The organism is Bradyrhizobium sp., from assembly GCF_004799405.1.
GTDB lineage: Bacteria > Pseudomonadota > Alphaproteobacteria > Rhizobiales > Xanthobacteraceae > Bradyrhizobium.
The window spans coordinates 1-18,757 of record NZ_SSMW01000032.1; the positions used below are offsets into that span (position 1 = coordinate 1).

Here is an 18,757-nt window from a genome sequence, read left to right on the forward strand (position 1 = left end):
CAATGTGTCGGCGCCGATGTCCCGGTCGAGGTCTCGATCGGCGTCGCGCAATGGACCCCGGAGATCGGCGCGTTTCCGGATCGTTTGATCGCCGCCGCCGACCAGGCGCTTTACGCCGCCAAGAACGACGGCAAGAACTGCCACGTGGTGTTCGACCACGCGCCGCCGCTGGCGCCCGGAGATGAAGCGATGCTGGGCCAGGCCGTCCGGGAGCAGGCCCTGCGCAAGCAGGCGTGAGCGTGCTATCCAGAGCGCTCACCGGATCCTGACCATGAACGTTCGCCTGGCGGTGACGGCGCTCTGCGTCGTCGCGATATTTTCTCCGGCATCCGCGCAAACGCCGGATCTGGCGACCATCGCGCATGCGTCGGGCACGCCGGAGATACCCGGCCTCAAGATGGTTTGGCTGGCGCCATGGGGCGAGGTGTCGAAAGCCAATCCCTGGCAGAACATCATCGTGCACCAGACCGAGGGGCCGGCGGGTTCGGCGCGCGGCGGCGCGCAGCTGCAGGCGAAAAATCCGACGCGGCGCGGCGTCACCGTCTGGGTCGAAACCGACGGCACGGTGTACTGGGCGGTGCCGGAGAACCTGATTCCGACCCATACCGACGGCGCCGACCGCAACGACAACAAATACATCGACAACGGCCCGACCTTTCACCAGGTGATCCGGACCAACTCGATCGGGGTGGAGTTCGCCGGCAATTATCCCGACGTGACGCGCGGCGCGACCGAAGCGCAGATCGCGGCGTGGCGGATTCTGGTGAAGGTGCTGCGCGCGCGTTACGGCATCCCGCTCGAGCGGGTCTATGCGCATAACTGGATCGACTACAAGGACGCCCGCTACTGCGAAGGCTGCGCGCTGGCGACCCTGGCGAGGCAGTAGGGAGAGTAGGCGCTCCGCGCTTTAGATCGGCTGCCCCATCCAGCGGAAAAGGCGGCTGAACAATCCGGCCCGCCGCTTGCGGCCATGCGTCGGCGCCGACTCATCCGCCGCGATGCAGCGCCGGTAAAAATAGTCCAGGAAGGTCATGTCGTTCGGTTCGGTGACGGTGAAATTCCGGTCGTCGATGAACACGGTGTAGTCGTAGAAGAACGGCCCGAGCATCGGCACCGCGGGCGTTGTCGCGCGGTCCTTTGAGATCACGAACTGCGCCGGCTCCAGCCCATGCGCGACCATCGCCTGCTCGAGCAGCGGCAGCTTGCGGATGAACTCGGGCGTAAAGCCGCCGACGGTCGATTGCAGGGTGATGGGCATGGCCGGTCTCGCGCGGACCCACCTTGGTCGAGCGGGAACGGGAGGAGGTTCAAGGGTGAAGAATACGATCTGCGAAGCGATCGCGCGGCGTACGGGGCATGACACCTGGGGTGTTCGAAGCTCTTTCCCAGCAAAAAAGCCGGCGCTGCCGCCGGCTTTGATGTCTCGTTTCGAACCCCGCGAAACCTAATGCGCGGCGTGGAGCGTGGCTTCTTCCTGCCGGGCGATGGTGCCCTTGACCGCCGACTGCACCTTCTCGAAGGCGCGGACTTCGATCTGCCGCACGCGTTCGCGCGACACGCCGAATTCGGCGGCGAGGTCTTCCAGCGTCATCGGATCTTCCGCCAGGCGACGCGCCTCGAAGATGCGCCGTTCCCGGGGGTTGAGCACGCCGATCGCGCCGTTCAGCGCATCGCGGCGGTGATCGAACTCTTCATGCTCGGCCATGATGACTTCCTGGTTGGGCGAGTTGTCGACCAGCCAGTCCTGCCATTCGCCGGCTTCGCCGTCGTCGCGGATCGGCGCGTTGAGCGATGCATCGCCGCCGAGACGGCGGTTCATGTCGACCACGTCCTGATCCGTCACGCCGAGGCGCTTGGCAATCAGCTTCACCTGGTCGGGATGAAGATCACCCTCGTCCAATGCGGAGATCTTGCTCTTCGCCTTGCGCAGGTTGAAGAACAGCTTCTTCTGGTTCGCGGTGGTGCCCATCTTCACGAGCGACCACGAACGCAGGATGTACTCTTGAATCGACGCCTTGATCCACCACATGGCGTAGGTGGCGAGGCGGAAGCCTTTTTCGGGCTCGAACCGCTTCACCGCCTGCATCAGGCCGACATTGCCTTCCGAGACGACCTCGGAGATCGGCAATCCGTAGCCGCGATAGCCCATGGCAATCTTGGCCACGAGCCGGAGATGGCTGGTGACAAGGTGGTGCGCCGCATCGCGATCGTCATGTTCGCGCAAGCGTTTGGCGAACATGTATTCCTGCTGGGGTTCCAGCATCGGGAATTTGCGGATTTCGCTGAGGTAGCGAGAGAGGCCGGATTCTCCATTGAGAATCGGCAGGGTAGCTGTACGGGCCATTTTAGCGCCCTCCAGTGGTTCAGGCCCCCGATAGCGGCGGGCCAGGCAGGCGGCTGCTTTGTTAAAGCCAGTCGCCCTGCGATGTTCCGCGTTGGATAATCAACGCAGGTGCAACATACACTAAATCGATGGGCATTTGGAAGGATTTCCGCCGTCACGTCCCCGTGTGGCTGCCATAACCTGTTGGCATAGCATCGCTATTTCAAACGGCCTGCGTCATTCCGTCGCCCGCAGGGTTTTCTGCAGGAGAAGCAAATCCTCCGGCAAATGCGATTCCCAATGCAGAATTTCCCCGGTTCTGGGGTGTTCCAGCGCCAGAAGGTATGCGTGCAGCGCTTGGCGTCCGAGGGCGGCCAGGGCGGCCTGGCTCCGGGGACCGAGGTGGCTGGCCTTGGTTTTGAAATGCGGGCCATAGACGCCGTCGCCCAGCAGCGGATGCCCGATATGGGCCAGATGCACCCGGATCTGATGGGTGCGTCCGGTCTCCAATTGGCAGGCGAGCAGGGCGGCAACCGGCTTGCCGTCGCGCCCGTCAAAGCTCTCCTCGATTTCCCAATGGGTGATGGCCTCGCGGCCGCCCTCACGCACCGCCATTTTCTCGCGGGCAAACGGATGCCGGTCGATCGGCGCATCGACGGTGCCGCGCTGCCGGTTCGGCAGGTCCCAGACGAAGGCCTTGTAGCCGCGTCGCATCGCGCCGGTGCGGCCGTGATCGGCGAATTGCGCGGTCAGCGATTGATGCGCCCGGTCGTTCTTCGCCGCCACCATCAGCCCGGTGGTGTCCTTGTCGAGCCGGTGCACGATGCCCGGCCGCCTGACGCCGCCGATGCCGGAAAGGCTGGCGCCGCAGTGGGCGATCAGCGCATTGACCAGCGTGCCGGTCTCATGGCCCGCGGCCGGATGCACCACCAGGCCCCGGGGCTTGTCGATGACGATGATGTCGTCGTCCTCATAGACGATATCGAGCGCGATCGCTTCGCCCGCGGGCTCGGCGGCGACCGCTTCCGGCACGTCGATTGTGATCGTATCGCCGCCGGCGACATGATAAGCGGGGTCGCGAACGGGGACGCTTTTGATGCTGACGGAACCGGCCAGGATCAGCGCCTTCAGCCGCGAGCGCGACAGTTCAGGAAGGCGCACCGCCAGCACGCGGTCGAGCCGGGTCGATCCCTCGTCGCCCGCGACGGTGACCTCCAGACGTTGACCGGACTTCGAAGACGAGCCTTGCATGACTGAAACCATTGCGCCTGAAACCGTTGCGCCCGAACCGACGCCCGAGCAGGCCGCCTTGTTCGCGCGGGTGCGGAGGCTGATGCTGATTGCAGGCCTTACCACGGCGCTGGCGGTAGCGGCCGTCCTGGTCGCCATCGGCTATCGCCTTTTTCGCACCGAGGGAAGCACTGTCACCGCCGAGACCACGTCGATGCTGCCGAAAGGCGCCCGCATCGTTTCCACAGGGGTCGCCGGCGACCGGCTGGTGGTGACGCTGGATATCGGCGGGGTGACCGAAATCCGCACCTACGACGCGCACACGCTCAAAGCCACCGGAAAACTGAAATTCGTCAGCGAGCCCTGAACCGGCTTCATCTTGCAGCCGGCGGATTTCGAGGCTATTCCCTTCAAACGCACGCTCCCTTCGTCTAGCGGTTAGGACGCGGCCCTCTCAAGGCTGAAACAGGGGTTCGATTCCCCTAGGGAGCGCCAGCGCCGACAACAGCGCGTCAGCCGGGCGATGGCCCGGAGTGTTTCCCCGAGCCATCTCGATGCGATCACCAGAAGTACCGGTGCGGCACCACGCCGTAATAAACCGGTGCGCCGTAAACCACGGCCGGAGCCCCGTAATAGTAGCCATATCCCGGCCCGTAGCCGTAGGCCTCTGCCGCTACGGTAGCGGCAATCGCGGCGGCGGCAAGGCCGGCGCCGGTAGCCCGGTGAAGGCCACGGGCTTCGGCCGGCGCGGTCGCGGCGGCCGCCAGCGCGGCAACCGTTGCAAGAATGAGAGCTGTCTTCTTCATCTGTCGTTCCTTTCGTTTGATCGCCCACCAACCGACGGAATTTGGTGGCTGCGGGAAATTGAGTCGTTCGTGGTCCGCCAATGACGTGAAGCTACGGACTTCCGGCGGCGGTTTATGTGCGCAGTCTCACACTCGCTCCGGGCCCGCCGATGATGCTAGCTTCCGGGGCAACGCCGCCGCCTGATGGAAGGACACCTTGCATGCTGGAGAAGTTCGAACGCTATCCGCTCACTTTCGGGCCCACGCCGATCGAGCGGCTGGAACGTCTCGGCGCCCATCTCGGCGGCAAGGTCGAGCTTTATGCGAAACGCGAGGACTGCAATTCGGGGCTGGCGTTCGGCGGCAACAAGCTGCGCAAGCTCGAATACATTATTCCGGACGCGATCGCCTCCAATGCCGATACGCTGGTCTCGATCGGCGGCGTGCAGTCGAACCACACCCGCATGGTTGCGGCCGTCGCGGCCAAGATCGGCATGAAGTGCCGGCTGGTGCAGGAAAGCTGGGTGCCGCATGAAGACGCCGTCTACGACCGGGTCGGCAACATCCTGTTGAGCCGGATCATGGGCGCCGACATCGAGATGGTCGACCAGGGGTTCGACATCGGCATCCGGGAAAGCTGGGAAGCGGCGATCGCGGACGTGAAGGCCAAGGGCGGCAAGCCTTACGCGATTCCGGCCGGGGCCTCGGTGCACAAATATGGTGGCCTCGGTTATGTCGGCTTCGCCGAGGAGGTCCGCGCGCAGGAGAAAGAACTGGGTTTTGCGTTCGACTACATTATCGTCTGCACCGTCACCGGTTCGACCCATGCCGGCATGCTGGTGGGCTTCGCCAAAGACGGCCGCGCGCGCAAGGTGATCGGCATCGATGCGTCGTTCACGCCGGCGCAGACCAGGGCACAGGTGCTGGCGATCGCGCGGAACACTGCCGAACTGGTCGAACTCGGCAGACCAATTGTCGAGGACGATGTCGTCCTGGTCGAGGATTACGCCCACCCGGCCTACGGCGTTCCGTCGCAGGAGACCAAGGACGCCATCCGCCTCTGCGCGCGCCTCGAAGGCATGATTACCGATCCGGTCTACGAGGGCAAATCGATGCAGGGCATGATCGACCTCGTGCAAAAGGGATATTTCCCGGAAGGATCGAAGGTTCTCTATGCCCACCTCGGCGGAGCGCCGGCGATCAACGGCTACGCCTACGCCTTCCGCAACGGGTGAGCCTATAGCGCGCGCATGCGCGGTACGTCGGGGGCGGCCTGGCTGAGCACCGTTCGTCTTTCGACCACGGCGTGGTGGAATTGTTCAAGCACCAGGCCATAGGCCGCCAGATCGCCTTCCTCGATCGCCCCGTCGTCGTAGCAGTCGAGCGTTTCACGCAGGATGTCGTCGGCTTCGTATTGCAGCCGGTCCAGCTCTTCGACGGAATCGATTTTCCTCACCAGCGAAATCGCGGCCAGCAGTTTTTCACGGTGCAGCGTATTGAGCTTTCGTTCGTCCCGCTTGAAATAGTGGCGCGCGGCGGCGCTGGCAGATCCGAGCACCGAAAGCAGCAGAACCGCGCCCCAGAGGTAGTCGCTGTACTTATCCATGAAGGTGCGTTCAGTGCCGTCAATGTATGCCGCGGCTCCGGGATGCGCGGGCAGCGCTGCATCCTTGTCGGTGTCCGGCTTGCCGATTTTGCCGGCGCCTGGCACTTCTCGTGCGAGCAAAGGCCGGGCGGCAAATAGCTGCCGGGTGAATGTTCCAACCGTAATGTCGGACAGGGATTTCGGCGCGACGATCAGGTGATTGATGCCGATGGTCTCGATCGTGTCATCGGGTCTGGCCGGCGACGAACTAAAGGAGCTGCCGGGAATTTCCTCGGATTCATAAAGCGGGTGCCGCTGGGCAATTGCTTCTGAAACATCGATCGGGAGAAACGTCGGCTCGCTCCTGACGCGCGCGGTCGAGATGATCGCGTCCGAGGTGATCTTGCTGTCGAGCGGGCCGACGGTCATGAAGGCATCGATGGCCGGATCGCGCACCATCTCGGCGATTTGATCGGTGCCGAATTGGGTGACCGCCACTTTTTCAGGATCGACGCCCGATTCCTTCAGGATGACGCGAAGCAGCGTGACGTTCACCTTGGTTCGGCCGACCACGCCGACGTGATGACCGGCGAGATCGTCGATCCCCTTGATTTTCGATTTGGCTTCTTTCCTGGTGCCTTTGGGCGAAAGCCCGGAAGCCGTCCACAGCACCACGACGTTCCTGCGCAGGATTGCGACGGACTCCGTGCCGTCGGGCATTTCTTCATCGCCGCGCACCACCGCCAGATCGGTCCTGGAAGCCGCGAGAAGTGCAATGCTGTCGACCGGGCCGGGGGTTGTGATCACCGAAAGCCGGACCGGACTTCCGTCCCGGGCGAACGACTTCGCCAGCGCCTGAATCAGGTTCTGGTCATCGCTCCCCGGAGGTCCAACCGCAATTCGCAAAGTCGTCGGCCGCAATAAGACAAGAGACGTACCGGCGATGGCTGCGAACACCAGCAATCCCACGGCCAGCAACAGGAACGGCGAGCTTTGCTTTTTCCGGCCCCGAACCGACAGGTCGATCGTGTTGCTCAAACCGTCTGGTGGGGACATGCTGCTGCCACGTTGCGAATGATCCGACGGGGTCCGCATCCAAAGGATAGCACGGTTCTTTCGGAAAAAAATCATGAACCGGTTCCCAACCCGGGGTAAAGCGGGGCTGTTTGCTTCCCTGCATTAGGCCGGGACGACTGCGAAGATCGAATTTCCGAGGCAAGCGTCCAATTTTTGAGGCAACAGTCCCATGACCGATTTCCACGGCGTCTTTCCCTACCTGGTCTCGCCGGTTAATCCCGACGGGCAGATCCGCACCGAAGTGCTCGGCCGGCTCTGCGACGATCTCATCATGTCAGGGGTGCACGGGCTGACGCCGCTCGGCTCGACCGGCGAGTTCGCCTATCTCAACAACGTGCAACGCATCGCGGTGGTGCAGGTTGCGATCGAAGCCGCGGGGCGCCGGGTGCCGGTGGTCGCCGGCGTGGTCTCGACCTCGACGCAGGATGCGGTGGCGCAGGCCAGGGCCTATCAGAAGATGGGCGCCGACGGCATCCTCTCCATTCTGGAAGCATACTTTCCGCTTGGCGATGCGCAGATCGAATCGTATTTTCGCGCCATCGCGGACGCGGTCGATATTCCCGTGGTGATCTACACCAATCCGCAATTCCAGCGCTCGGATCTGACGCTGGACGTGATTGCGCGTCTGGCGGCGCATCCGCGGATTCAATACATCAAGGATGCCTCGACCAATACCGGGCGGCTGTTGTCGATCATGAATCGCTGCGGCGACAACATCCGCGTGTTCTCGGCGTCGGCGCATATCCCGGCCGCGGTGATGCTGATCGGCGGCGTCGGCTGGATGGCCGGACCGGCGTGCCTTATTCCGCGCCGGAGCGTGGAACTCTACAATCTCTGCAAGGCCGCGCGCTGGGACGAGGCGCTGGCCCTGCAGCGGCGGCTATGGCGTATCAACGAAGCCTTCGCGCGCTATAACCTCGCGGCCTGCATCAAGGCCGGGTTGGCTATCCAGGGCTACGATGTCGGCGATCCCGTTCCGCCGCAGGCCGCCTTGACCGTCGACGAGCGTAAGGCGGTCGAAGCGGTGTTGCAGGAGATCGGATAGGCCGTCATCCCGGCGCGCCCCAAATGGCGCATCCGGAATGACGCCTGGGGTTGGCCCGGCCCTTGCCTATCGGCTAGAACGCAGCGACCAAACAACCGAACAAAAGACTCGAAGGACAAACTGATGAATATTCTTCCCGGCAATATGCGCTTCGGTGCGGGTCAACCCATCAAGCGGCTCGAAGATCAGCGTCTCCTGACCGGGAAGGGACAGTTCATCGACGACAGGCCGGAAGACGGCGCGCTGTGGCTGCATGTGCTGCGCTCGCCGCATGCCCATGCCAGGATCGTATCGGTCGACACCAGCGCCGCGGCGGACACGCCCGATGTCAAGGCGGTCTACACCGGCGCCGATCTGGTCGCCGACGATATCGGCACGCTGCCGACGCTGATGGTGTTCATGCGCCCCGATGGCTCGCCGATGACCGTCCCGCCGCGCCGGCTGCTGGCGCATGAGATCGTGCGCTTTGCCGGCGAGCCGGTCGCCGCCGTGGTGGCGACCTCGCGGGTGGCGGCGCAGACCGCGGCCGAGGCGATCGCGGTTGAATACGATGTGCTGCCGTCGGTGGTCGATCCCGTCGAGGCGACCAAACCCGGCGCGCCGGCGGTGTGGGCCGAAGTACCCGACAACATCGTGGCGGCGATGAGCTATGGCGATGCCGCAGCGGTCGAGGCCGCCTTCACCAGCGCCGCGCATGTGGTTTCGCTCGATCTCGTCAACCAGCGGCTGGTCCCTTCCGCGATGGAGCCGCGCAGCAGCATCGCCGAGGTCGACAGGAAATCCGGGCGGCTGATCCTGCATACGCAATCCCAGACACCGGGCTCGACCCGCGACCTGCTGGCCGAGGCCGTGCTGAAGCGGCCAAAGGAAAGCGTGCGCGTGCTGGTCGGCGATATCGGTGGCGGTTTTGGCCAGAAGACCAGTCTCTATCCCGAAGACGGCATGGTCGCTTATGCCGCCGTCAAACTGGGGCGCAAGGTACGCTGGCGCGGCGACCGCACCGACGAGTTTGTCGGCGGCACCCACGGCCGCGATTTGACCTCGACCGGTGAATTCGCGCTCGATGCCAAGGGCCGGGTGCTGGCCTATCGGGTGCGCTCGATCGGCGGCACCGGCGCCTATATCTCCGGCGCCGGCACCATCATTCCGCTGGTGCTCGGGCCCTTCGTGCAGTCCGGCGTCTATGATCTGCCGCTGGTGCATTACGAGATCAAGGCCGTGATGACCAACACCGCGCCGGTCGGCGCCTATCGCGGCGCGGGCCGGCCGGAAGGCGTGTTCATCGTCGAGCGGCTGATGGACGCCGCGGCCCGCCAGATCGGGATGGATCCGCGCGCGATCCGCAAGGTCAATTACGTCAAGCCGGCGCAACTGCCCTACACCAACGCCGTCGGCCAGGTTTATGACTCCGGCGCCTTCGCCCACATGCTGGAGCGCGCCTGCAAGCTGGCGGATTGGGATGGTTTTGCCGCGCGCAAGAAGGCTGCCAGGAAGAAAGGCCTGCTCTACGGCCGCGGCCTCACCAGTTACATCGAATGGACCGGCGGCCGCGCCCATACCGAAAAGGTCAGCCTGCACGCCACCGCCGAAGGCCGCGTCATCCTGCATTCCGGCACGCAAGCGATGGGACAGGGACTGCAGACCACCTATTCGCAGATGGTCGCCGCTTCGCTCGGCATCTCCATCGACAGAATCGACGTGGTGCAGGGCGACACGGATCTGGCCACCGGCTTCGGCAGCGTCGGTTCGCGTTCGCTGTTCGTCGGCGGCACCGCGGTCGCGGTATCGGCCAACGACCTGATCGCGAAGGCGCGCGAAAAGGCCTCCAATATGCTGGAAGCCTCGGTCGAGGACATCGAATACCGCGACGGCTGGCTCACGGTGGTCGGCACCGACAAGCGCATCGGCCTGTTCGAGATCGCGAAAAAGCAAGATGGCGCGCGGCTCAGCGTCGACAGCGAAGGCGAAGTCGACGGACCGAGCTGGCCGAACGGCACCCATATCTGCGAGGTCGAGATCGATCCGGAAACCGGCGTCACGCGGGTGGTGCGCTACACCACGGTCGACGACGTCGGCGTCGCCGTCAATCCGATGCTGGTGACCGGACAGGTTCACGGCGGCGTCGCGCAGGGGATCGGCCAAGCCTTGTATGAAGGCGTGGCCTACGATCCCGAGGGGCAATTGCTGACCGCGAGCTACCAGGACTACTGCATCCCGCGCGCCGACGACATTCCGCCGATCGAGGTGACGCTGGATGATTCCGCGCCGTGCCGCACCAATCCGCTGGGCGCCAAGGGTTGCGGCGAATCCGGCGCGATCGGCGGTCCGCCCTGCATCGCCAACGGCGTGATGGACGCGCTCAGCGAGCTCGGCATCAAGACGCTCAATACGCCGCTGTCGCCGCTGAAGGTCTGGCAGGCGATCAGGGAGGCGAGAGCGGTGCGAGTATGAGTCGACGTGTCGTCGACCCTTCCCGATGGGAGAGGTGGGACTGAGCTCGCAGCGGACCTTGTGCCCCGGAATGACATTGTCCCTTGTCACATCATTCTGATACCCTCCAGCAAAATATCACCGGGGAGAAATTCGATGCGCAGACTATGGACCGTACTGGCGGCACTGGCGACGCTGAGCCTTACCAATTGCGGTTACAACGCGATCCAGACCAATGACGAGCAGGTCAAGTCGAACTGGTCCGAAGTGCTGAACCAGTACCAGCGCCGCGCCGATCTCGTGCCCAACCTTGTCAACTCGGTGAAAGGCTTTGCGCAGCAGGAAAAGGACGTGCTGCTCGGCGTCACCAATGCCCGCGCCAAGGTCGGCAGCATTCAGGCGACGCCGGAACTCGTCAACGATCCCGGCGCGTTTGCGAAATTCCAGGCCGCCCAGGGCGAATTGACCAGCGCGCTGCAGAAGCTGCTGGTGGTGACCGAGAACTATCCGCAGCTCAAATCCGACGCGCTGTTTCACGACCTGATGTCGCAACTGGAAGGCACCGAGAATCGCATCGCGGTCGCGCGCAACCGCTACATCAAGTCGGTGCAGGACTACAACGTCACGATCCGTTCGTTCCCGACCAATCTCACGGCCATGGCGTTCGGATACAAAGAGAAGGCGAACTTCACGGTCGAGAACGAAAAGGAAATCTCGACCGCGCCGAAGGTGGATTTCAATCCGGCGCCCGCTGCCAAGTAGACCGATAGACAGATTGTTCGCGATGAACGCTGCAAGAGCCTGCCTTCTGGCGCTGCTGCTGTGCTGGACGTTGACGTTCACTGCTTCAGCCGATGTTGCCGTGCCGCCGCTCACCGGGCGGGTAGTCGACCAGACCGGCACGCTTTCCGGCAGCGACATTGCCTCGCTGACGCAAAGACTGAAGGATTTCGAAGACCGCAAAGGCAGCCAGATCGCGGTGCTGATCGTGCCGACCACAGCACCCGAGACCATCGAGCAATATTCGATCCGGGTCGCGGAAGCCTGGAAGATCGGCCGCAGGAAGATCGACGACGGCGCGATCCTGCTTGTCGCCAAGGACGACCGCAAGCTGCGCATCGAGGTCGGCTATGGCCTCGAAGGCGCGCTCACCGATGTCACCGCACGGCGCATCATCGACGAAATCATCACGCCGAAATTCAGGAGCGGCGATTTCGCCGGCGGCATTTCCAGCGGCGTCGACCGGATCATGGCGGTTGTCGATGGCGAACCGTTGCCCGCGCCGGCGCCGCGGCCGCAGCAGCCGCAGTCATCGGGTTCCGATTTCACCCAGTTCCTCAATCCGTTCAATCCGTTCTCTATCATCATCGTGCTGGTGCTCGGAGGGGTATTTCGCGGCATATTCGGACGGCTGTTCGGTTCGCTGGCGACCGGCAGCCTGATCGGCGTTGTAGTGTGGTTTATCTTCGGATCGCTGATCGTCTCAGGGATCGCCGGCCTCGTCGCATCGGCTTTCACGATGTTCAGCGACAGCATCACCGCGCCGGGTCCGCGCGGCAGGGGCGGCTGGTCGGGCGGTTCGTATTCCGGAGGCGGCGGCTGGAGCGGCGGCGGCGGTTCGAGCGATAGCGGCGGGTTCAGCGGCGGCGGCGGCAGTTTCGGCGGCGGCGGCGCGTCGGGAAGCTGGTAGGACTGGAGCTGGCGGACATGGGCATCAGGCGCATCGGCAGGCATCTTCTCGAGCATCACTGGCGGGTGCGGCGGATTTTTCCGCCGCAGGCATTGGCTGCGATCGAGCAGGCGATCAAAGCGGGCGAGGCCACCCATGCCGGCCAGGTTCGTTTCGTGGTGGAAGGCGCGCTCGACGGCGTGCCGCTGTTCCGCGATCAGCCGGCGCGCGAGCGGGGGCTGGATGTTTTTTCGCAACTGCGGATCTGGGACACCGCCCACAATAACGGCGTCCTGATCTATCTGCTGCTGGCCGACCGCACCGTCGAGATCATCGCCGATCGCGGCATCGATGCCAAAGCCGGCGCCGCCGTCTGGCAGAAAATCTGCGCGGACATGGAGACCGATTTCAGGGCAGGGAATTTCGAGGGTGGCGTCATCAAGGGCATCGGCGAAGTCTCGCGGCAACTGGCGAAATATTTCCCGAAGCACGGGGTCGGGCGCAACGAATTGCCCGATGCACCGGTGGTGATTTAGATTATTACCCTCCCCTGGAGGGGAATTATTTACTTGAACGGACGCTTGCGGCGCGCTGACGAGTTCAGCCGCTTCCGGGATACTGTAAATGTCAATTTCAAGTAGGTCCGGACGCGCCATATGATCTCGAAGATATCAGGAAACTTCACAATCAAAGCGGCGGCTGATTACACGCCGAAACCAGGAGATGACGATTACAGACCCTAGGATGACGTTCCTTGGTTCGCTGACGATGGCGGCAAGGTCGTCATATCTGACGACGTTAAGATGAAAAGCCGACCGCATGAACGACTGGCGCTGATCGCGCATGGTTCACCGTCATATTTTCGAGGCGCAGTGGTCCCAAGCCTTTGAAAATTGAGCGCAGAGTGTCGGCGGCAGGGCAGCGTAAGAGGACGGCTAAAGCCGCCCCTAATCGGCCCTAGCGATGGGCCGTTATTTGAATGCAATGCAGTGATACGGAAAAGAAATGATGGTTAGATTATCTAAGAACACCCAACCGCCGCGACGGGCAGACGACCCCGAACAGTGACGCGCCTTCCTCGAAAAAAGCGCGCGAGATCGGCGCGGACGAAAAGCATTCGGTTGCTGATAAGCTCATGGCCCAAATGGCAAAGATGAAGCCGGAACCGGTTACAAAGAAAAAATAGCCAATGGACGCGGGTACGAATCTAGCGGGGATCGATGTCCCCTCAACGAATCCGATCTTTTTGAGTGTGGCGATCGTTCATATCGCGCTAGGTCTCGCCTGCATTGTCACAGGCGCTATCGCTATACTCAGTCAAAAGCGTGCGGGCCGCCATCCCCGCTACGGGACGATTTACTTTTGGTGTCTTGCTGGCGTCTTTGTAACTGCGGCCAGCTTGGCGGCGGTACGTTGGCCAGAGGACTACCATTTGTTTATTCTCGGAGCGCTCGCCTTTGCGTCCGCATATGTGGGGCGTCGGGCTCGGCAGCAACGTTGGACCTCTTGGGTAAGGCTTCACATCGCTGGCATGGGAGCGTCCTACATCTTGCTGGTGATCGCCTTTTATGTGGACAACGGACATAGCCTGCCGGTCTGGAAAGACCTTCCGCCAATCACGTATTGGCTGTTGCCTATCGTCATTGGCGTTCCGATCTTAGTCCGCGCCTTAGTATGGCATCCGCTTGTGCGTCAGACCGGCTCGCCGTGAGCGGTACTTGTCAAGTATATAATTCCCCCTCCAGGGGAGGGTAAAGAGATGCCTACGCCTTCACCGACGGCCTCTCCGCGACGCGGGCGAACCACGCCGCGATATTGGTGTTGGCGGGGTCGAGCGGCTGGCCGACCTGGCCGCCGAAATCGAGCCAGCAGTACAGCAAGATGTCAGCCAGCGTGAAGCGGTTGCCGCAGATGTATTGCTTGCCCGCCATCTGCCCGTTGAGCCATTGCAGCCGGTTGGCCGCGATCGACTTCAGGCCGGGGGAAGCTTCGGGAGCGCAGGGGATACGCTTCTGGAAAAATTTCAGGCCTTCGCCGAAGCGATAGCCGTTGGCGAGCGGCTCGGCGATGTTGAGATCGATCCGCCGCGTCCACATCCGGCACTCGGCGCGCTCTTCGGCGGTGCTGCCGATCACGGCCGGCTTGGGGTTTTTCTCCTCGAGATATTCGCAGATCGCGGTGATCTCCGACAGATAGCTGCCGTCATCCAGTTCAAGCGCCGGCATCTGGCCGTGCGGGTTGCGCTTCAGATGCTCCTCCTGCCGGTTCTCGCCGCCGCGCAGATCGACGGTCTGCCTGGGCATTTCGATGCCCTTTTCCGCCATGAACATGCGGACGATCCGCGGGTTCGGTCCGATCGAATCGTACAGCTTCATGAATGCTTCCCCCTGCATTTGCACCGGCATTGTTGTCGATGCTTTTGAACAGGCCACAGGCCGGTTTGTCAAACACGTCCCCTGCCGGCCGAAACCGGTCCGGACGACTCCTAAAATTTTCGTAAGTCCGGCGGCCGGTAACGATTTCGCAAGCAATGAAAGTTACCAAAAGGTCAACCTCCACTGGAGATTCTTAACGTGAGCGAACATCAGCCCGAGCAGACCAGCGGTGAAACCGGCCCCGTCGTCACCGAGCCGGCCGTTTCCGCGTCCTCTGAAGTGTCGAGCGAGCCGGTGGCGGCTGCGGCAAGCGAGACCGCCAGCGTCGAATCGCCCGCGCTGGCGCCCGAACCGGGCGAAACCGAACCCGCGAAGGTGGACGCGCCCAAGGCCGACGCCGTGCAGGCGGACGTTCCCAAGGTCGATACCCCCAAAGTTGAAGCTGCAAAGCCGGAGACGCCGCGCGTTCCCGGCAAGGTTCTGGTCATGTCATCCGCCGACCGTGCTTGGGGCAGCCATGGCGCCGGTGCGGAAGCGAAGTCCGAACCGGGTTCCGGACTGTTCGGCAAGCGCCGGGTCGCGGCACTTGCGGCCGTGGTGGCCTTGGCCGCGGTAACGGGCGCGCTGGGCGGTGCACTGGCAACGGTCGCACTCGGCCATCTCGCCGGCGAGCAGACCCAGGCCGCCGGCAATCACGCGCTTGAAGCGCAGGTCGCCCAACTCGATGCCGACATGACAGCCGTGAAGGCCAGCGTCGAACACACCTCCAAACTTGCCGTGGCCCAGTTCAACAGGGCCAACGACCGCCTCGACAAGGTCGAGAAGGCGCAACTCGAACCCGCGGTCAAGCTCGCCAAGCTCAGCGAGGCCATCGACAAGCTGCGTGCCGCGCCGGCGGCTCCAGCCGTCGCCGCCGCAGCACCGGTTGCGGCAAAGGAAGTCACCGGCTCGATTTCACCTCCCGCCGTAGCACCCGCATCTGCGCCGAAGGCCGACGTCGGCAGGCTGCCGACGGTGGAGGGCTGGGTGCTGCGTGACGTCGCCAATGGCGGCGCCTTGATCGAGGGCCGGCGGGGCATTTACGAAGTCTACGCCGGCGATTCCGTGCCGGGCCTCGGCTGGATCGATGCGATCAGGCGCCAGGACGGCCGCTGGGTGGTCGTGACCAGCAAAGGGCTGGTCGTCGCGCGCTGACTGAACATCACGTCGCTTCACTGCGACGTGAAGCGGTGATCCGGCTGTCTTCAGATTGCCACAAGACATCCCGTTCTCTTTTCGGCTATTTTCCCGAAAATGAGATACCAGCCGCGTGTGCGACTTGCCGTTGCCATCTTCACGCTGCTCCTGGGCGTTCTGCCTGCGCGCCATGCGCTGGGCGCGCCGGCGCTGGACCGCGGCACCGCGATCACCGATCCCGCAAGCCTGCGCGAACTCGATCGCGGCAGATTGAGTCTTGCGCGCGTCATGCTGCCGACGCGTTCGAGCAGCGCGCCGCTCACCAACAGCGAGTTGTTTGCTTCGCCGTCGATGGCTCCGGTGCGCAAGGCGCTCGACGACGAGTTCGATCGATACATCGCCAGGCACAGGGCCGAGCTTCCCAATGAGAGCATCGGCGTCGGCGAACCTTACGATTTTCAACTGTTCGACCGCACGCTGCTCTATTCAAGCCAGACCCGTTTCGTGCTGGCGGGCATCGTCAACCGGATGGACCGCGCATATCTTGCCGAAAAGAACTGCGGTGAGATCCGGCTGATCTATCGCCTGACGCAGATCGGCGCGCCGGGGGCGGGCGAGGGAACGGTCTCGCCGCGCCTGCCGATGACGCTGAACGTCGTGCTGAAGGCCAAAGGCGACGGTGTCATGGACGGCGGCGATGGCTCGATCACCTGCGCGGCGATCGCCGGGCGATGGCTGGCCGCCGGCGAGTCCAGGCTGACTGGCGCGGAGTTTGCCGAAAAATTCCTGTCCGGCGACGGTCCGCTGGAACTGATCCCGTCCGCCAGCATCGACCGCATCGAGACCAACCTTCAGATCGCGCACGCGCCGAAATCGGCCAGTCGCGATTTCCGCACCGACTACCTGTTGAAGGTTTTTCATTACAACGCGCCATCTGATATTTTCGCGGAAGCGCCGCTGGAGAACCAGATCGATCGCGCGCGGCTTCTGGCGGACGAAAACCTCGGCCGCGACTTCAAGGCGTGGCTGCTTGATCCCGTCCATTTCAGCGAATTCGATCGCGGCATCGTTTTGATCCCGGATAAATTCCTGGTCACGGGCGTTATCGCGTCGACCCCGGTTGGATTTGCGCCATCCGTTCTGCAGCCTGCCTTCGGGCTGGTAGAGGGCGATGATGCCGCGAAAGATTCGGTGTTCAAACAAAGCGACGTGGTCGCGGTCCTAGAAAAAGCTGCGAAGCTGGGCGTGGCGCTGCAGAACATCCGCTCGCTCGGCGGCTTCGAGCGCCGGCTCAGCGACATGACCTGTTCGGGCTGCCATCAGACCCGCGGCATCGGCGGCTTTCATTTCCCCGGCGTCGACTGGATGGCGGCCAGGCCCGACAATTCAACCGTGGTGCCGGCATCGCCGCATTTCTTCGGCGACCAGATCCGCCGTCGCGATATTCTTGCCGCGTTGCGCGACGGCAAAGCCCCGGACTACTCGCGGGGATTTTCCAGCCGGCCGCAATTGCGCGGCAGCACGGAACTGGCCGGCACCGAATATCAGGACGGCTGGGGCGCGCATTGCTATCTGCAGCACGCCCACGCCGCCGATAACGACCGCAGTTTCAGGTCGTGGACCTGCGCCGAGGGCCTAGCATGCCAGGCAATAGGCAATGCCTCCCGCATGGGAATGTGTTTCGTCAAGGGCCGCTAGCGACAGCCGGCGCATACACCCCCGGCCAGATTGACAGTGGTCTTACTAATCGTGTTTCATCCCGGCAATCGCTCATAAAGCGCGCCGGGAAGGGAACATGGACGACATCGTCATCGTCGGGGCCGGCATCGGCGGCTTGACTCTTGGGCTTGCGCTGCAGGCAGCCGGCATCCCTTGCAAGATATTCGAGTCGGCCGCCGAAATCAGGCCGATCGGCGTCGGTATCAACCTGCTGCCGCATGCCACCAAAGAATTGGCGGCACTCGGTCTGGAACCGGCGCTGGCGCGGGTTGCGATCGAGACCGGGGACGCGACCTTTTTCAACCGCTTCGGCCAGTTGATCTATCAGGAGCCGCTGGGACGCGCGGCCGGTTATGAGCATCCGCAATTCTCGATTCATCGCGGCGATCTGCAGATGGCGTTGCTCGATGCGTTCCAGGCGCGCGCCGGACACGACCGGCTGGTTACCCATCGTCACTGTGTCGCCGTCGAACAGGACGAGACCGGCGTCAGCGTCCATCTTGCCGACGGGCCTGGCGGCGCCAACCGCAGCGTCGTGCGCGGTCGTGTCGCGGTCGCCTGCGACGGCGTCAATTCCGCGGTTCGCAAGCAGTTTTTCCCCGGCGAAGGCGAGCCGCGTTATTCCGGCGTCAACATGTGGCGCGGGGTGACGCGGTGGAAGCCGATGCTGTCGGGCGCCAGCATGGTGCGTGCGGGATGGCTGTCGCACGGCAAGATGGTGATCTATCCGATCCGTCATGCCGGTGAGGACGGGCTGCAGCTCATCAACTGGGTCGCCGAAATCGAGACGCCGACCTATCGCAAGCGCGACTGGAACCGGCCGGGCTCGATCGACGATTTCATCGGGGCGTTCGCCGACTGGCATTTCGACTGGCTCGATGTGCCCGCGTTCATTCGCGCCGCCGACAGTGTGCTGGAATTTCCGATGGTCGACCAGGATCCGCTGCCGCGCTGGACGTTCGGCAGGATCACGCTGCTCGGCGACGCCGCCCATCCGATGGTGCCGCGCGGCTCCAACGGCGCCGGCCAGGCGATCCTGGATGCGCGCGCGCTGACTTCGGCGCTGCTCGAGAACGAAAGCCTGATCGCCGCGCTGGCGTCGTACGAGAAGCAGCGCCTCGAAGCGACCACGCGCATCGTCCTGACCAACCGCACCAATCCGCCCGATGCGATCCTGCGCGAGGTGTTTCAGCGCACCAACGACCGGCCTTTTGGCGCAATCGACGACGTTATCAGCCGCGACGAGCTGGTCGCATTGTCCGAAGGCTACAAACGGATCGCCGGTTATTCGAAGGACGCATTGCGCGGTTGAGGGCAATCGTGCCGCAATGACCGACAGGTTT

The 18,757-nt window shown here is 63.4% G+C and carries 19 protein-coding genes and 1 tRNA gene; 14 read left to right on the forward strand and 6 right to left on the reverse strand.

The window, feature by feature from the left end; genetic code table 11:
- Both E7813_RS05695 and E7813_RS05700 read left to right on the forward strand, forming a co-directional pair.
- Positions 1 to 237, forward strand: a 237-nt coding sequence (locus E7813_RS05695; RefSeq protein ID WP_291571730.1) for a diguanylate cyclase, incomplete at its 5' end; no start/stop codon positions are given.
- A 34-nt stretch (positions 238 to 271) separates the two neighbouring features.
- The gene (locus E7813_RS05700) at positions 272 to 886 is read left to right on the forward strand and encodes an N-acetylmuramoyl-L-alanine amidase (protein WP_291571732.1); all 615 of its coding nucleotides are present in this window, start codon (positions 272 to 274) and stop codon (positions 884 to 886) included.
- A gap of 21 nt (positions 887 to 907) precedes the next feature.
- On the opposite strand, the gene E7813_RS05705 is transcribed toward E7813_RS05700, so the two are convergent.
- The 3 genes from E7813_RS05705 to E7813_RS05715 all read right to left on the reverse strand — a co-directional run bounded on the left by E7813_RS05705 (position 908) and on the right by E7813_RS05715 (position 3,586).
- Positions 908 to 1,258 (reverse strand): hypothetical protein, encoded by a 351-nt coding sequence (locus E7813_RS05705; protein WP_291571734.1) that lies wholly within the window; start codon positions 1,256 to 1,258, stop codon positions 908 to 910.
- 186 nt (positions 1,259 to 1,444) lie between these two features.
- Positions 1,445 to 2,344 (reverse strand): RNA polymerase sigma factor RpoH, encoded by a 900-nt coding sequence (gene rpoH / locus E7813_RS05710; RefSeq protein ID WP_291571736.1) that lies wholly within the window; start codon positions 2,342 to 2,344, stop codon positions 1,445 to 1,447.
- A gap of 216 nt (positions 2,345 to 2,560) precedes the next feature.
- Entirely contained in the window at positions 2,561 to 3,586 is a 1,026-nt protein-coding gene (locus E7813_RS05715) for an RluA family pseudouridine synthase (protein WP_291571738.1), read from the reverse strand.
- Between E7813_RS05715 and E7813_RS05720 the strand changes: the two genes are divergently transcribed.
- On the forward strand, positions 3,573 to 3,920 hold the full coding sequence (locus E7813_RS05720) for a hypothetical protein (RefSeq protein WP_291571739.1): 348 nt from the start codon (positions 3,573 to 3,575) through the stop codon (positions 3,918 to 3,920). The genes E7813_RS05715 and E7813_RS05720 overlap by 14 nt on opposite strands.
- 53 nt (positions 3,921 to 3,973) lie before the next feature.
- Positions 3,974 to 4,048: transfer RNA gene (locus tag E7813_RS05725), tRNA-Glu, on the forward strand.
- 65 nt (positions 4,049 to 4,113) lie between these two features.
- Here E7813_RS05725 and E7813_RS05730 read toward each other — a convergent pair.
- Complete coding sequence (locus E7813_RS05730) at positions 4,114 to 4,359, reverse strand: hypothetical protein (RefSeq protein ID WP_291571741.1); 246 nt, start codon at positions 4,357 to 4,359, stop codon at positions 4,114 to 4,116.
- A 200-nt stretch (positions 4,360 to 4,559) separates the two neighbouring features.
- Here E7813_RS05730 and E7813_RS05735 point away from each other — a divergent pair, with 200 nt between their 5' ends.
- Positions 4,560 to 5,573 carry a 1-aminocyclopropane-1-carboxylate deaminase gene (locus tag E7813_RS05735; protein WP_291571743.1) on the forward strand — a complete coding sequence of 338 codons (1,014 nt, stop codon included), beginning with the start codon at positions 4,560 to 4,562 and terminating at the stop codon, positions 5,571 to 5,573.
- A gap of 2 nt (positions 5,574 to 5,575) precedes the next feature.
- Here E7813_RS05735 and E7813_RS05740 read toward each other — a convergent pair whose 3' ends face one another.
- Positions 5,576 to 6,979 carry a TAXI family TRAP transporter solute-binding subunit gene (locus E7813_RS05740; protein WP_291571745.1) on the reverse strand — a complete coding sequence of 468 codons (1,404 nt, stop codon included), beginning with the start codon at positions 6,977 to 6,979 and terminating at the stop codon, positions 5,576 to 5,578.
- A 190-nt stretch (positions 6,980 to 7,169) separates the two neighbouring features.
- Here E7813_RS05740 and E7813_RS05745 point away from each other — a divergent pair, with 190 nt between their 5' ends.
- From E7813_RS05745 to E7813_RS05770, 6 genes are all read left to right on the forward strand, one after another.
- Positions 7,170 to 8,045, forward strand: coding sequence for a dihydrodipicolinate synthase family protein (locus E7813_RS05745; protein WP_291571747.1), 876 nt, complete (start codon positions 7,170 to 7,172; stop codon positions 8,043 to 8,045).
- Between the two features lie 123 nt (positions 8,046 to 8,168).
- Positions 8,169 to 10,496 (forward strand): xanthine dehydrogenase family protein molybdopterin-binding subunit, encoded by a 2,328-nt coding sequence (locus tag E7813_RS05750; protein WP_291571749.1) that lies wholly within the window; start codon positions 8,169 to 8,171, stop codon positions 10,494 to 10,496.
- A 135-nt stretch (positions 10,497 to 10,631) separates the two neighbouring features.
- Complete coding sequence (locus tag E7813_RS05755; RefSeq protein WP_291571751.1) at positions 10,632 to 11,237, forward strand: LemA family protein; 606 nt, start codon at positions 10,632 to 10,634, stop codon at positions 11,235 to 11,237.
- A 22-nt stretch (positions 11,238 to 11,259) separates the two neighbouring features.
- Positions 11,260 to 12,165 (forward strand): YgcG family protein, encoded by a 906-nt coding sequence (locus E7813_RS05760; RefSeq protein WP_291571753.1) that lies wholly within the window; start codon positions 11,260 to 11,262, stop codon positions 12,163 to 12,165.
- Between the two features lie 17 nt (positions 12,166 to 12,182).
- Positions 12,183 to 12,680, forward strand: coding sequence for a TPM domain-containing protein (locus E7813_RS05765; protein WP_291571756.1), 498 nt, complete (start codon positions 12,183 to 12,185; stop codon positions 12,678 to 12,680).
- Positions 12,681 to 13,333: 653 nt separating this feature from the next.
- On the forward strand, positions 13,334 to 13,855 hold the full coding sequence (locus tag E7813_RS05770; protein ID WP_291571758.1) for a hypothetical protein: 522 nt from the start codon (positions 13,334 to 13,336) through the stop codon (positions 13,853 to 13,855).
- 52 nt (positions 13,856 to 13,907) lie between these two features.
- Here E7813_RS05770 and E7813_RS05775 read toward each other — a convergent pair whose 3' ends face one another.
- On the reverse strand, positions 13,908 to 14,519 hold the full coding sequence (locus E7813_RS05775; RefSeq protein ID WP_291571760.1) for a glutathione S-transferase: 612 nt from the start codon (positions 14,517 to 14,519) through the stop codon (positions 13,908 to 13,910).
- Positions 14,520 to 14,717: 198 nt separating this feature from the next.
- Here E7813_RS05775 and E7813_RS05780 point away from each other — a divergent pair, with 198 nt between their 5' ends.
- From E7813_RS05780 to E7813_RS05790, 3 genes are all read left to right on the forward strand, one after another.
- A complete protein-coding gene (locus E7813_RS05780) occupies positions 14,718 to 15,713 on the forward strand; it encodes a hypothetical protein (protein WP_291571762.1) in 996 nt (331 codons plus the stop codon).
- Positions 15,714 to 15,812: 99 nt separating this feature from the next.
- On the forward strand, positions 15,813 to 17,393 hold the full coding sequence (locus E7813_RS05785; protein WP_291571764.1) for a hypothetical protein: 1,581 nt from the start codon (positions 15,813 to 15,815) through the stop codon (positions 17,391 to 17,393).
- 97 nt (positions 17,394 to 17,490) lie between these two features.
- Positions 17,491 to 18,726 carry a flavin-dependent oxidoreductase gene (locus tag E7813_RS05790; RefSeq protein WP_291571767.1) on the forward strand — a complete coding sequence of 412 codons (1,236 nt, stop codon included), beginning with the start codon at positions 17,491 to 17,493 and terminating at the stop codon, positions 18,724 to 18,726.
- The last annotated feature ends 31 nt before the right edge of the window (positions 18,727 to 18,757 follow it).

Bases quoted from the DNA above. Each gene is read 5' to 3' on its own strand.
- E7813_RS05740 (WP_291571745.1), bottom strand. From the start codon at position 6,979: ATGTCCCCACCAGACGGTTTGAGCAACACGATCGACCTGTCGGTTCGG.
- E7813_RS05730 (WP_291571741.1), bottom strand. From the start codon at position 4,359: ATGAAGAAGACAGCTCTCATTCTTGCAACGGTTGCCGCGCTGGCGGCC.
- E7813_RS05705 (WP_291571734.1), bottom strand. From the start codon at position 1,258: ATGCCCATCACCCTGCAATCGACCGTCGGCGGCTTTACGCCCGAGTTC.
- E7813_RS05720 (WP_291571739.1), top strand. From the start codon at position 3,573: ATGACTGAAACCATTGCGCCTGAAACCGTTGCGCCCGAACCGACGCCC.
- E7813_RS05775 (WP_291571760.1), bottom strand. From the start codon at position 14,519: ATGAAGCTGTACGATTCGATCGGACCGAACCCGCGGATCGTCCGCATG.
- E7813_RS05700 (WP_291571732.1), top strand. From the start codon at position 272: ATGAACGTTCGCCTGGCGGTGACGGCGCTCTGCGTCGTCGCGATATTT.
- E7813_RS05715 (WP_291571738.1), bottom strand. From the start codon at position 3,586: ATGGTTTCAGTCATGCAAGGCTCGTCTTCGAAGTCCGGTCAACGTCTG.
- E7813_RS05745 (WP_291571747.1), top strand. From the start codon at position 7,170: ATGACCGATTTCCACGGCGTCTTTCCCTACCTGGTCTCGCCGGTTAAT.
- E7813_RS05735 (WP_291571743.1), top strand. From the start codon at position 4,560: ATGCTGGAGAAGTTCGAACGCTATCCGCTCACTTTCGGGCCCACGCCG.
- E7813_RS05785 (WP_291571764.1), top strand. From the start codon at position 15,813: ATGAGATACCAGCCGCGTGTGCGACTTGCCGTTGCCATCTTCACGCTG.
- E7813_RS05770 (WP_291571758.1), top strand. From the start codon at position 13,334: ATGGACGCGGGTACGAATCTAGCGGGGATCGATGTCCCCTCAACGAAT.
- E7813_RS05755 (WP_291571751.1), top strand. From the start codon at position 10,632: ATGCGCAGACTATGGACCGTACTGGCGGCACTGGCGACGCTGAGCCTT.
- rpoH (WP_291571736.1), bottom strand. From the start codon at position 2,344: ATGGCCCGTACAGCTACCCTGCCGATTCTCAATGGAGAATCCGGCCTC.
- E7813_RS05790 (WP_291571767.1), top strand. From the start codon at position 17,491: ATGGACGACATCGTCATCGTCGGGGCCGGCATCGGCGGCTTGACTCTT.
- E7813_RS05765 (WP_291571756.1), top strand. From the start codon at position 12,183: ATGGGCATCAGGCGCATCGGCAGGCATCTTCTCGAGCATCACTGGCGG.
- E7813_RS05760 (WP_291571753.1), top strand. From the start codon at position 11,260: ATGAACGCTGCAAGAGCCTGCCTTCTGGCGCTGCTGCTGTGCTGGACG.
- E7813_RS05750 (WP_291571749.1), top strand. From the start codon at position 8,169: ATGAATATTCTTCCCGGCAATATGCGCTTCGGTGCGGGTCAACCCATC.